This window comes from Hallerella porci, assembly GCF_003148885.1.
Lineage (GTDB): Bacteria > Fibrobacterota > Fibrobacteria > Fibrobacterales > Fibrobacteraceae > Hallerella > Hallerella porci.
In genome coordinates, this window is sequence record NZ_QGHD01000001.1 from 243,921 (window position 1) to 256,591 (window position 12,671).

The 12,671-nt window shown below is 43.6% G+C and carries 10 protein-coding genes and 1 riboswitch; of the genes, 6 read left to right on the forward strand and 4 right to left on the reverse strand.

From position 1 onward, the window contains the following. Position 1: 1 nt before the first annotated feature. The 4 genes from B0H50_RS01035 to B0H50_RS01050 are packed head-to-tail and all read left to right on the forward strand — an operon-like array spanning position 2 to position 3,527. Entirely contained in the window at positions 2 to 622 is a 621-nt protein-coding gene (locus B0H50_RS01035) for a V-type ATP synthase subunit D (RefSeq protein WP_106197376.1), read from the forward strand. After that, positions 619 to 2,535, forward strand: a complete 1,917-nt coding sequence (locus B0H50_RS01040; RefSeq protein WP_109587098.1) for a V-type ATP synthase subunit I — start codon at positions 619 to 621, stop codon at positions 2,533 to 2,535. The genes B0H50_RS01035 and B0H50_RS01040 overlap by 4 nt, the downstream gene beginning before the upstream one ends. Before the next feature lie 43 nt (positions 2,536 to 2,578). Continuing rightward, positions 2,579 to 3,034, forward strand: coding sequence for a V-type ATP synthase subunit K (locus B0H50_RS01045; RefSeq protein ID WP_106197374.1), 456 nt, complete (start codon positions 2,579 to 2,581; stop codon positions 3,032 to 3,034). Between the two features lie 19 nt (positions 3,035 to 3,053). Beyond that, entirely contained in the window at positions 3,054 to 3,527 is a 474-nt protein-coding gene (locus tag B0H50_RS01050; protein ID WP_106197373.1) for a V-type ATP synthase subunit K, read from the forward strand. Between the two features lie 132 nt (positions 3,528 to 3,659). On the opposite strand, the gene B0H50_RS01055 is transcribed toward B0H50_RS01050, so the two are convergent. Beyond that, entirely contained in the window at positions 3,660 to 4,907 is a 1,248-nt protein-coding gene (locus tag B0H50_RS01055) for a LamG domain-containing protein (protein ID WP_146129099.1), read from the reverse strand. Positions 4,908 to 4,915: 8 nt separating this feature from the next. Beyond that, positions 4,916 to 5,758 (reverse strand): TIGR02147 family protein, encoded by an 843-nt coding sequence (locus B0H50_RS01060; RefSeq protein WP_109587099.1) that lies wholly within the window; start codon positions 5,756 to 5,758, stop codon positions 4,916 to 4,918. Positions 5,759 to 5,946: 188 nt separating this feature from the next. Here B0H50_RS01060 and B0H50_RS01065 point away from each other — a divergent pair, with 188 nt between their 5' ends. Together B0H50_RS01065 and B0H50_RS01070 are read left to right on the forward strand one after the other, a co-directional pair. Next, a complete protein-coding gene (locus B0H50_RS01065) occupies positions 5,947 to 7,872 on the forward strand; it encodes a family 43 glycosylhydrolase (RefSeq protein WP_109587100.1) in 1,926 nt (641 codons plus the stop codon). An 8-nt stretch (positions 7,873 to 7,880) separates the two neighbouring features. Further along, positions 7,881 to 10,061, forward strand: a complete 2,181-nt coding sequence (locus B0H50_RS01070) for a rhamnogalacturonan lyase family protein (protein WP_106197369.1) — start codon at positions 7,881 to 7,883, stop codon at positions 10,059 to 10,061. A 197-nt stretch (positions 10,062 to 10,258) separates the two neighbouring features. On the opposite strand, the gene thiE is transcribed toward B0H50_RS01070, so the two are convergent. After that, positions 10,259 to 10,897, reverse strand: a complete 639-nt coding sequence (gene thiE, locus B0H50_RS01075) for a thiamine phosphate synthase (protein ID WP_106197368.1) — start codon at positions 10,895 to 10,897, stop codon at positions 10,259 to 10,261. Between the two features lie 2 nt (positions 10,898 to 10,899). Then, the gene (locus B0H50_RS01080) at positions 10,900 to 12,483 is read right to left on the reverse strand and encodes a thiamine-phosphate synthase family protein (RefSeq protein ID WP_106197367.1); all 1,584 of its coding nucleotides are present in this window, start codon (positions 12,481 to 12,483) and stop codon (positions 10,900 to 10,902) included. Next, positions 12,472 to 12,581: riboswitch (TPP riboswitch) on the reverse strand. It overlaps the preceding gene by 12 nt. Positions 12,582 to 12,671 lie beyond the last annotated feature (90 nt).

Here is a 12,671-nt window from a genome sequence, read left to right on the forward strand (position 1 = left end):
TATGGCGAAGGTCAAGTTAACAAAAAACGCACTGAAGGTCGAACGCGATGCGCTTAAGCGCTATCAGCGCTATCTGCCGACGTTGCTTTTGAAAAAGCAACAGTTGCAGTTAGAAATGCGCACGCTCCAGGCCAAGGTGATGACAAAGCGCGAAGAAGAAGACTCGCTTCGGAAATCGATTGCGGGTTGGATCGGGCTTTATGCGGAACCGATTGAATGGGATAAGTACATTTCTGTGAAAGAAGTGCGCGAAGACGAAGGCAACATTGCCGGTGTGGAAATCCCTATTTTCAACGGTGTCGATTTTAAGGTTTCGATTCCGGACTTCTTTACGACGCCTGCGTGGCTCGACGAAGGTATTCGTTCGTTGCAGGGACTCATTTCTCTGCGGTTGGAACGTCGCGTTCTCGAAAAGCAATACGAATTGCTTTCGGCAGAACTCCGTTCGACGAGTCAGCGAGTGAATCTGTTTGAAAAGGTGAAAATTCCAGAAGCGAAGGAAAATATTCGCACGATCAATATCTTCCTTTCGGATCAGCAAATTTCTGGTGTCGCCCGTTCCAAGCTGGCAAAGGGAAAGGCTAACGCCCGCACTCTCGCCCAGGAAGGAGCTGCAGCATGATTACTCCGATGAAAAAGGTGACGATTCTCTGCTTGGATTCTGATAAGCAAGCGTCTTTGGAAAAACTCCGCGAAATGGGAATTCTCCATGTGACGCCGCTAAAAAATCCGACAGGAAATGCATTAAACGCCGCAAAAAATGATTTGCAGCGTGTGCAAAAAGCTTTGGATTCCATTCCTGATGCGAAGAAATCCGTAGCCACTTCCGAAGTCTCGGGAGAAAGCGTGATCGCCGAAGTGCAAAAACTTTTGGAATCGCGTAAAGATGCTGAAGATCGCCACGCCGAAGCCGATTCTGCGCTTTCGCGTTATGGAATTTTTGGCAATCTCGATCCCGAAACGGTAAAAGCATTAGAAGAACGCGGCATTTTTGTGCGGCTTTATGTGGCGCCTCATGGGCAGCAACTCGAAGCCGAAGGCAATGCCGTCATCGAAGCTTTTGCGGATAATTCCGAAGGTTCTTGCTATGCGGTTTTGAATTTCGGTTCGGAACCGGCGAAGATCACTTCTCCCGCAACTCCTCTTGCGCTTCCAACGCATTCTTTGGCATTTTACCGCCAAGAAAAAGAAGATGCCACTGCAAAACTTTCGCAGGTAGAAAGCCGCTTCAAAGAACTTTCTTCGGCAAAGAGTAAAGTGGCAAAGTGCTTGGACGATGCTTCGGATGCTTATAAATTCGAAGAAACATCGGCTGGGATGCTTTCGTCGAAAATTCTTTCGGCGATTCAGGGCTTTTGCCCCACTCCGCGAGTTGCAGAACTTTCGGCTGCCGCAAAATCTCTCGGCTGGGGGCTTCGCGTCGAAGAACCGTCGGACGAAGATAATGTGCCGACTCTTCTTTCGTACAACAAGCTTTCGCGTCCGATGCAGTTCCTTTATGATATTATCGGCATTGCTCCGGGATATCATGAAGTGGATGTTTCGAGCGTTTTCCTCTGCTTCTTCAGCATTTTCTTTGCGATGATCGTCGGTGATTCGGCGTATGGAATTCTCTTCCTCGCTATCGCTCTCTTTGTCCGCAGCAAAAAGCCGAAGGCAAATCCCGCAGGATTTCATTTCATTTATTTGATGAGTGGAATGACAATTTTCTGGGGGCTAATCAATGCAAGCTTCCTCGGGCTTTCGCCCGAAATGGCGCCATGGACCGCTTACTTGGATTTGACGAATTTCAACTGGCTTCCGGAACCGATTCGGAATGCGATGCTTTGGATTCGTACTTCTGCGCCAGCAGATCCGGCCAAGTTTGCAGCTTATCATGATTGGCTCAAGACTCTTACCTTCTTCCCCGAAGCATTTACGCCGATGGAAGCGGGCGAGTCTCAGATGCAGCATATTCAGTTCTTCTGCTTCTGCATTGCGGTTGTGCATCTTTCGATTGCGCATATTTGGAATATCGCCGTTCGCATTAAACGGAAAGATTCCACCTTTATGGCGCAGGTCGGCTGGCTGCTTTGCTGCTGGTGCATGTTCTGTCTTGCGAACAACATGGTTCTCGGAATGACGATGCCGGGATTCATGATGCCTATGTTTATCACTGCTGTCGTTCTGCTCGTGCTCTTCTCGGTTCCGCCGAAAAGACTCAAACAGGATTGGATTTCAATTCCGATGCTCGCGTTGAACATTGTGAACAGCTTTACTGACGTCATTAGCTACATCCGTCTTTTTGCGGTGGGCATGAGTGGCGCAGCAATTGCAGAAGCATTTAATGGAATGCTTTCTCCGCTGTTCGGTTCAGCGATTGGCATTGCAGGAGCAGCTCTGATTCTCCTTTTTGTCCACGGTTTGAATATCGCCCTCGCAGTGATGGGGGTTGCCGTTCACGCTGTGCGTCTTAATACTCTCGAATTTTCAAACGGCTTGGATTTGCAATGGAGCGGTTATGCTTTCGCTCCCTTCTCCAAGAGTAAAAATTAACCAAGGGATCAATTCCCGTTACCAATAAAAAGAGGATAACAAAATGGATCAACAAACGATGGTGACTCTCGCTAAGATGGGTGCAGCAGCAGCTCTCGGCATCGGGGCTATGGGTTCTGCCCTTGGTTGCGGTACGGCTGGCATGGCGGCAATTTCCGTCTGGAAAAAAGCTTACGCACAGGGTAAAGGCGCTCTCTTTACACTGCTCGTGTTCGTCGGTGCTCCGATTTCGCAGACGATTTATGGTATGCTTTTGATGAACTTCATCTTGAGCGCTGCAGAAGCAAGCGGATTTACCAACTGGGGCGGATGCCTTGGTGCAGGTATCTTCGGCGGTCTCGGTATGATGGCTTCGGCTTGGTACCAAGGTAAGTCTTCGGCGGTCGCTTGCGATGCTCTCGGTGAAACGGGCAAGGGCATGGTCAACTACTTGATGGTTCTCGGTATTGTCGAAACCGTCGCTCTGTTCGTGCTCGTGTTCTCGATGTTTGTTCTTTAATCCATAAGGAGAAAAACCTATGGATACACAAATGGCACTTACTTTGACGAAACTCGGTGCAGTGGCGACTTTAGGTCTCGCTGCAGTGGGTTCGGCTTTGGGCTGCGGCACCGCTGGCATGGCGGCGATCGGCGCCTGGAAAAAGGCCTATCTCAAAGGGAAAAACGCACTTTTCACATTGCTCATCTTTGTTGGCGCTCCGATTGCGCAGACAATTTATGGGATGCTCTTGATGCTCTTCATTTTGGGTAAAATCAACCCAGAAGGCGGAGCGGATCCCACTGGAGCGATGTGGGCTGCTTACTTAGGCGTCGGTATTTTCGGCGGAATCGGTATGCTGGCTTCGGCTTGGTATGTCGGTAAATCGGCTGCAAATGCTTGCAACGCTCTCGGTGAAACGGGCAAAGGTCTTGTGAACTACTTGATGGTGCTTGGCGTGGGCGAAACCGTAGCCTTGTTCGTCATGGTGTTCTCAATGCTTTTGGTTTCGTAAGAAATAAAATTGAGAAAAAAGAACTCCCTAGATTTTCTAGGGAGTTCTTTTATGTTTTGAGAAAGAAACCCCGCGCAAAGTCTGCTCGGGGTTTTATGTGGGGAGAGAATTTTTATCAATTCAATTTTGAGTTTATTCTTGTGAACTTTTTTGAAGGGCGTAGAAAAGTTTAATCCAGTTGTTGGATTCGCGGCCTGTTAAAAAGTAAAGTTCATCGACGCCGCCCGTGAATCCACCGTAGCCAATTCCAGGATTGATTGCAGAAGATAAACCTTGCCCGATATTAAATTGCGTTTCGCCGATTAAATTTCCATCGATAAAAGTGGTGACGGTATCTTGGTGAATTTTGAATGTGTATTGATGCCATTTGCCGTCAAGAACTCCGTTTGCGCGTCCAAAGACTGCGTTATAAACGCCGCCTTTTGTATCGATGCGTAAATTGACTGCGCCCGAATTTCCGCGCTTTTGAAGTTTGAATCCGGTGGAGTCATTTTTCGCTGCAATAATTTGGGCGTAGTCTTTTAAGTCTAATGAATCGGCATTAAACCAAATCGAAATGCCGCCGTAATTGTCATCGCTGAAAATTTTCACATTGTCGATGTAATACCAGTTATCGGTGGAATCGCTCCAGCGTGCGTGCCCCAAAATGCTTGAATTGTCGTTTTTCAATTCATCGAAAAATTCAGCGTGATTGGCAAATTTCAAATTCAAAGAATCGCTTTCTTGACACTGATTGACAAGGTCAAATTGAATTTGATTTTTCGTTTTGAAAATGACTTGGGGCATGATTCCGCGATATAAATTCGAATCTGTTTTGGTTAAACGAATTAAATTTCCATCGACATCTAAAATGCAAGGATTTTTCATTTGCGAAAGTTGGAGCGCAAAAGGCATATTTTCGTAAAGCTCATTTGCATTTTCTAAATCCTTGAAATCACTAGGGAGAGCAAGCGTTACAGCGCCTTTAAATTCTGCATCCAGCGAAGAATCGAAATTGAGAGAATCTTCTACAACATTCCACGAAACAAAAACGCTTTTAGAATTTCCGTTTGCGGAATTGATTTTTACCGAATCAAATTTTCCTACAGGAAAACTGTCTAAAACCATGATGCCAGAATTGCATTCTAAAGAATCGGCGATGCGAGTGTAATTGATTTTTGAAACGAAAATGGTATCGCCTAAAGTATCTGCGTGCGTTTGATTTAAAACTAAAGTGTCGCCGGCATTGATACCTAAATTTTTTGAGGAAACAAGAATGCGTGCGGTTTTATTGCCTGTGTTTGTTTCGATTAAAATGCCTGCAGAATCCGTTGAGTTTGTGGAACAACTTTCCAAAAATAAAATAGCAGCACTGGCAAAAATGAATTTTGTGAATTGCATAAACACTCCTATTTTTTACTCGAATTTTCAATTGTCAAGTTGCTGAAAAAATGCAGGTTAATGTGTTCAACGACTTCGGGCTTTTCTAAATCAGAACTCACAATTTTTCGAACAGCATCTTTAAATTTTTCGACAGCGTTTTCAATTTTCTTTTGGGCATTTTTTGAAACGGCAAAAGTAAAAGTTGTCATGTCGCGCGAATTATCTTTGGATTCAAGAGCTTGCTTTGAAAGTTCTAAGCATTGCTTTTGATATTGCAAAACCATCTGACTTTTACATTGTTGCACTGTTGCTAAGCTTTCTTTTGTGGGTTTCCAAAAGCCTTTTTCATTTTTGCAAATTAGATTCATTTTTTGCATCAACGCCAAGCTTTCTTGCAAATTTTTTTCGGAAACGGGCGGAAATATTTTTTGTGAAATCTCTGTTAAATCTTCATTGACATTTAAAACTTCTAAAATCGCATAAAGCGTGCTATTGTACCAATTAGAAAAAAATGCGTAACTATCGGGGTTTAAAATCGCTTGCGAGTTTTTGTTGAGTTTCATCATGGTTTCGAAAGCTTTATCTTTGACTTCGGCGGATTTTCCTTGGTCAAAAAGAATCATCGCTTCGAAATATTTCGCTTCGGTTCCTTTTAATCCAATGACATTTTCAAAGCGTTCTATCATCGTGTCGGTGACGCGTTTGCCTTGCACTACATCGTTAAAATAACTACGAGTATTCGGAAGTCCTAAAAGATTGCAAAATTCGGTACGCGAAAAATGAGGCTCTTTTAATTGCCTTTGCGCTTGGTAATGCGCTAAAAATTTTCGGAATTTCGTAAATTCAAAAATATTTGCAAATTCATTCATGCTATTAAATATAGTCAAATTGAATTAAAAAACATAGTACAATTTATAGTAGAATATAGAATTTTATAAAAAAGGAAGTTTTTTCTGGAATTTTACAAAATTATAGTACACATTGTAGTAAAATGAATTATATTTAGGATTGTAGTACAATGTATAGTACATTGAAAACTGCCCAAAAGGAGTGTGTTATGAAAAACTGGAAAGAATTAGGCGTTTTAGAATTCTTGTGCAAAGCGCTTTTCTTTGGCATTGCATTCGTTTTTATCGCAAGCGCTTTTGTGAATGCACAAACGATTCAAAACGATGTGTTTTGGAAAACGGTTGATGGAAAAAATATTTATTCGCAAGGCGGTGGCGTTTTGCAAGTGGGCGATACTTATTATTGGTATGGCGTAAAATATGCAGGTGCTGAAACTTATGCAAAAAATCCGACAAAGAAAAATAGCGATACAGGATTTTTAGGAGTCACTTGTTATTCTTCAAAAGATTTAGTCAATTGGAAAGACGAAGGAATTGTTTTAAAACCAGATCAAGCCGCGGGCGGATGGTTTGGACGCATTGGTGTTGTCTACAATAAAAAGACAAAAAAATATGTGCTTGCAGGACAAGGCGGAAGCCCCAAATGGGAATTTGGCGAATACTTTGCAACGAGCAGTTCTCCGACGGGACCGTTTAAATTTGCTCGCGTTCAAACCGAAAGTCAAATGACATTTTTTGTGAATAATGGAACGGGTGACCAAACGCTTTTTCAAGATGACGATGGAAAAGCATACGTGATTTGTTCGAATGTAAAAGGGCGCACAAATTTGTATGTTGCACCGCTTCGCGATTCAGATTTTTTAGAAATTGATGGTTCTAAAACGGTGAATATTCACAAAAGCCGTGTGGGCGGCCGCGAAGGAAATGCCATGTTTAAGTACGACGGAAAATATTATTTCTGCTCTTCGGATTTGCACGGCTGGAATACATCGCAAACTTATTGCATGTCGGCGACAAATATTTTAGGCCCATACAGTCAAGAATTTGTACTTGATGGCTCACAAAATGATTTTAGCCATGTGACGCAAACAGGATTTTTTGTAAGTGTGAAAGGATCAAAAGGTTCGTTTGTAATTTATGCTGGTGACCGTTGGAGTGACTTTGCTGGAAATGGACTTGGATTTAATCAATGGATGCCGATTACTTTTGAAACAGGCAAGCCAAAATTTCATTCGGTGAGCCAGTGGAAAATAAATGCAAAAGAAGGTTTATGGGAAGTAGGCGATGGAAATAATTATTGCTTGAATCCTTCTTTTGAAGCAGACCGTGTTTCGCAAACAACGCTTACGGGCTGGAATTTAAAAGGCGCAGATGCCAATAACATTAACTCCACTTCGAAAAAACGCACAGGAAGATTTGGACTTTATTTAGATGGAAATAAAACAATTTCGCAGACTTTAAATGTCCCCAATGGAACTTACACGCTTTCGTCTTTTACACAAAGTAGTGGCGGACAAAAATCCGCAAAAATGTTCGCCAAAGATTTTGGAAATAATGAAAAGAATGTGGGAATTTCAAAAGCTTCGAATTGGGAAAAGAAAACCGTTTCGGATATCAATGTAACTGCAGGAAAAATCACCATTGGTTTTGTAAATGAAGGTGCAAGTGGACAATGGATTTCGATTGATGACATTGAACTGATTAAAAAGGCTGCACCTAAAATCGATACGGTTAAAAAAGCTACCGCAAAAGCAGATACTGCGATTGTGGATACGATGAAAAGAGATACCGTAAAAATTGATACCGCAAAAACAGATACATTAAAAGCCGATTCGACAAAGAAAGATACGACCGAAAATAAAACCGCCATTTCATTTGGAACATTCAATCAAAATAGTTTCCAAGTTCATTTTGATAATTGCAGCAGAACACTCCAAGTTGAAAATGCTCCGGCAAATGGAAAATTGCAACTGTTGAATATCAAAGGAAAAGTTGTATTTGAAACGGCTTTGCAACGTGGAAATTCGGCAGAAACATACGCGCTTCCCAACACAGTGCGTAGCGGAATTTATTATGTAAAAATTTCGGCGAATGGGTTTAAATCAAAAGTTCAAAAAATTAAGGTTTTGAATTAGGAGGTTTTATGAAACAAATTCAGAAAGTTTGCGTTGGTTTGACATTCACACTTGCGTCAATTTCTTTAGCGCATGCGGCGCGAAATTTTGAATACCTTGACAGAGGCGTTGTGGCGGTGAGGCAGAATAACACATCGGCGCTGGTTTCTTTTAGGAGCTTGTTTGACGACGACAAGAATTTGGCGTTTAATGTTTACCGCGTCACAGGAAAAGACACGGTCAAGGTGAATGCATCTCCTTTGACAAAGGGCACAAATGTCGTCGATAAAAAAGTGGACTTTTCAAAAGAGAACACTTATTTTGTCACCAAGATTTTAAATGGAGTCGAGCTTAAAACAAAGGGCTCTTACACGATGCCTAAAAATAAAGGCGTCGGGCCCTACATCACAGTTCCGATTAAGGCGGGAAGCAAAATTCACTTTGTGTGGGTAGGCGATTTAGACGGCGATGGCGCTTACGATTACGTACTCGACCGCTATAGCGATAACCATCAAAAACTAGAGGCGTATTCGAGCAAGGGGAAATTCTTGTGGGAAATTGATTTAGGCGCAAACAGCGAAAACAAGAACAACATCAGCCCGGGCGCATCGACGATTGACGTGGGAATGTGGGACGGCGCAACGGTTTATGATATCGATAGCGACGGTTATGCAGAACTGATTTTGCGCATCGCTGACGGCGTAAAATTTGGCGACGGAAACGTTTATCAAAATGCAGTGGCGAACGCACAAGCGATTGCAATCATCGACGGGCGCACCGGAAAATTGAAAGCGACCGCTGACGTTCCCAAAGATTACATCAAAATTGGTCCGATGGCGACGATGATGGAAATCGGATACTTGGACGGGAAAAATCCGAGTGTCGTTTGTTGGTTTAAAAATCGAAATGCCAACAAATCATTTAACAGTTTAATGGTTGCTTACGGTTATCAAAATGGAAAATTCAAACAGCTTTGGAAATTTGACAATAAAAATGGATTTGCCGAAGCGCATCAAATCCGAATTGCCGATGTTGATTTTGACGGAAAAGATGAAGTGCTGCACATGGGTTATGCGTTAAATGGTGACGGCACGCTTCGTTACAGTATCGATAAAGTCGTTCATGGAGACCGCTGGTATGTGGGTGCGTTTAGCAAAAACGATAAAGTGATGATGGGCTACGGCATCCAGCAAAAAAATCCGAACGGACTTTTGGAATATTACTACAACGCATCGACCGGGAAAATCATTTGGAAACATTCTGTGGCGCCCGAAAATACGGTAGATGTCGGCCGCGGAGCCGTTGGAGACATCGACCCCAATTACGATGGCTTTGAAGTTTGGAGCTTTCAAGGAACCTACAACGGACCCACGGGCAAAAAAATTGCAGACAATTATATGTATCCCGTACAACGTTATTGGTGGGACGGAGACTTAGGTTCTGAAAGTTACAACGAAGGAAAAATCGAAAAGTGGGATTACAAGAACAAGGCTGTCAATCGCTTGCTTTCGACTTGGAAGGTTTACGAATCGTCGGGAAGCGAGCGCGGCGTTGCAATGTTCCATGGCGACATTTTGGGCGACTGGCGCGAAGAATCGATTCTCGTCAATTACACGAAAAATGAACTCGTGATTTTTACAACAGACATTGAAACAGAACACCGCATTTATAGCCTTGCACAAAATCCGTGTTATCGAAATGGCATGACGGCGAAAGGTTATGTGCAGGCAAGTATGCTCGATTATTTTTTAGGCTGGAATATGGATGCGCCCAAAACGCCAAATATTCAAATCATCGGCGGAAATCGCGAAGCTGAGTTTGGAAATCAAAAAATTTCAAGTTCCTCTGAAATGAAAAATTCGAGTTCTTCAAATTTTGATTTAAGCTCTTCGAGCATTTCATCATCAAGCGTTTCATCGTCTAGCGTGGAATTTTCTTCTAGTGCAAAGCAAGATAGCACGACTGCGATTTCACAATTAAAAAATTACAGAACCTGGAATATTTACCGCAACGAAAATTCTGTTTCGTTGATTGCTGGAAGCGAAAATGTTACAGCGAGACTTTTTGATCTGAACGGGAAATTACTCTTGCAAAAAAATGTTTCGGCACATGAAATGCTTGAAATTCCCACACGGCAATCGATGAGCTTGCTAATTGTGCAAAGCAAGAATCAAAGAGAGGTTTTAAAAATCAAAGGGAGTGTAAAATAAGCTTATCGGAGTTGACGTTCTCTGTTTTTTAGAAAGAAACTCACTGAAAATCACTCATGTAAACGGATTCAAGGCAAATCGCGCGGCAAAAATTTCTTTTGGAAATGTTGGCGTTGTAGAATTGCTAGGATTTCCTTCGAGAATAGTTTTACACGCTAGAAATTTAGTAGAAACTTTTGCGAATGCAAAAGGGAAACTCATTTCTCATTTTTCACTCCTAATTGAAGATAGAGTTTTTTCGCTGCGTCTTCGGGGTCTTTTGCGCTCATGATTTCGGAAACGACAGCGATGCCGTCAGCTTCGGCTTCGCTGATTTCTGCAGCGTTAGAAAGATGAATGCCTCCGATGGCGACGAGCGGATGGCGGGTGAGTTTCTTTGAACGCAAAACTCCCGCGGGGCCGAGCGGATGATCGGCTTCGGCTTTTGTTTGGGTGCCATAAGCTTGCACGGCGACATAATTGACATCGTCGTAGCGGTTCATTTCTAAAAGTTGCTCATCATTATCGCAAGAAACGCCGATGATTTTATTCGGACCTAAAATGCGGCGGGCAATTTCGTAGGGCATATCGCTTTGCCCGATGTGAAGTCCTTCGACATCGACAGCTTGCGCAATATCCAAACGATCGTTGATAATTAACGGAACGCCTGTGCCCTGGAGAATTTCTTTTACGCGGAGAGCGATGTGATAAAAATCCCGCGTCGATGCAGTTTTTTCACGAAGCTGCACAATCGTTGTGCCACCGCGAACGGCGGCTTGCACCACATCTTCGACGGGGCGCCCGAGCGCCAAATCGGAATCGGTCACCAAGTAAAGATTCAAATAATTTTTTTTCATTTTTACTCCTGAATTTCGGTGTTAATCGCGAGGACTTTTTTCTGAAAATCGTCGAGAGATGTGCCGATGACGAGAATCAATTTTTCCAAATTGATGCGGTCGGGAATGGAGATAACATCGGGCAAAGTTTCTGCGCCGGCGATAACTTTTTCAAGGTCGCGGTCGTAATCATTACCGAGTTGCCAATAATCTTTTGGCGTTGGCATCGCAAGAGATTTTAATCCGAGTTTTTTGACTGCAGAAAGAATTTTGTCATTGCTGCGGAAATTGGCAACGCATTCTGCTTGCGGAAATTTTTTGCGGATTTCGAGAAGTGTACCTGCCATGTAAACGCTGATTCCCATTTCGGGATCGCGGACAGAACAGGTTTCTTGATTCACTCGGAAAATGCGTCCGGGAACTGCGCAAACATCGGCAGCAGTTTTTCCGTTTACGGTGTAGCCGATATTCATTCCGATTTCTGGAAGCATGCGGTAAATATTTGCGGCTTTTAAATATTCAACAGCGGATTTTAAATCGCGGCAAAGTTTATCGTTTTCCGAAAGACCTTCTTCGACATTTCCTTCGGCGAGAATATTTTTTGCGTTAAAGAAAACATCCCAGAAGAAATCTTTCACCGGCGGCGTAAAATCAAGGCTTTCGCCATTTTGAATCCATTTTCTGCCTGCGGATTTTTGGGTGAATTTGCCGAGAACAGCACTTGGGATTCCTTCTTTTGAGAAGGCGTTCTGGAGCTTTTTCGTTTCTTTTGGATCGACAGCGATAACGAGTGTGCCTTCGCTGATAATTTCCCAAGGATTGAGCCCGAAAATGGCGCAGATTTTTTGAATGTCTGCGGGAATTTTATAATCGTCTGTGTGAATTTCGATGCCGAGTTTTGACGCTTCGGCGACTTCCCAAATGCCGCGTTTTATGCCGCCTTCGGTCGCATCGTGCATCGCGTGAACGCCTGCAAATTTTGCAGCGATTTCCGCATCTTTGACGACGGAAATTTCTTGCATCCGTTTTGCTGCGCGCTTGATATCTTTCGGGGCGAGTTTTCCTTTTAATGCTTCGCCGAGTTCAAAGCCGAGAAGGGCTGCGGCTTCGATTGCAATGCTTTTTGTGATGACGAGATCGTCGCCCGCTTTGGCGCCTCGCGGAGAAACGAATTTTTTCCCCGTTCCCCAAACGGTGATGCCGCCGATTGTAGGGCAGACGACTGCGCCGTAATATCCTGTGTGACCGCCGACGATAGAAATGCCAAGGCGCGCGGCTTCTGCGCTGATTTCATCGATGAGTTCTGCGATATATTCTTGCTTCGTTTCGGGAGGAAGCAAAAGCGAATAAGTCATAAATTGCGGCTTAATTCCCATGACAGCGACATCGCTTGCACCGATGTGCACGGTGACGTATGCAAAATCTTTGGGCGTCATCCGGACCGAGGGAAATATCGGGTCTTCGGCAATCGCCATATAGCCTTCGGGCACTTTGAGAATTGCGGAATCGACACCCATCGCCGGCCCAATTTTGACCTTCGAATTTTTGGCTCCCGTTTTAGAAAGAATAGACTGTGTGAAGAAATCGTCGTTGACTTTTCCAATCATAAAAACTCCTACGCTGGCATTACCCAGATCAGGTGTGCGGGTCGAAGGAGGCTACCTTCCTCTCAGCCGGATTAAATCCAGCTCCCCGTTGTGCACGAAAATTTAGCAAGAATTGATGTTTGAAAAATTTTCCGCTTGCAAAGAGCAGAAACATTCCCGCGCGAAAACGAAATTCGCATTTCTACTTA

Bases quoted from the DNA above. Each gene is read 5' to 3' on its own strand.
- B0H50_RS01035 (WP_106197376.1), top strand. From the start codon at position 2: ATGGCGAAGGTCAAGTTAACAAAAAACGCACTGAAGGTCGAACGCGAT.
- thiE (WP_106197368.1), bottom strand. From the start codon at position 10,897: ATGAAAAAAAATTATTTGAATCTTTACTTGGTGACCGATTCCGATTTG.
- B0H50_RS01060 (WP_109587099.1), bottom strand. From the start codon at position 5,758: ATGAATGAATTTGCAAATATTTTTGAATTTACGAAATTCCGAAAATTT.
- B0H50_RS01065 (WP_109587100.1), top strand. From the start codon at position 5,947: ATGAAAAACTGGAAAGAATTAGGCGTTTTAGAATTCTTGTGCAAAGCG.
- B0H50_RS01070 (WP_106197369.1), top strand. From the start codon at position 7,881: ATGAAACAAATTCAGAAAGTTTGCGTTGGTTTGACATTCACACTTGCG.
- B0H50_RS01040 (WP_109587098.1), top strand. From the start codon at position 619: ATGATTACTCCGATGAAAAAGGTGACGATTCTCTGCTTGGATTCTGAT.
- B0H50_RS01080 (WP_106197367.1), bottom strand. From the start codon at position 12,483: ATGATTGGAAAAGTCAACGACGATTTCTTCACACAGTCTATTCTTTCT.
- B0H50_RS01055 (WP_146129099.1), bottom strand. From the start codon at position 4,907: ATGCAATTCACAAAATTCATTTTTGCCAGTGCTGCTATTTTATTTTTG.
- B0H50_RS01050 (WP_106197373.1), top strand. From the start codon at position 3,054: ATGGATACACAAATGGCACTTACTTTGACGAAACTCGGTGCAGTGGCG.
- B0H50_RS01045 (WP_106197374.1), top strand. From the start codon at position 2,579: ATGGATCAACAAACGATGGTGACTCTCGCTAAGATGGGTGCAGCAGCA.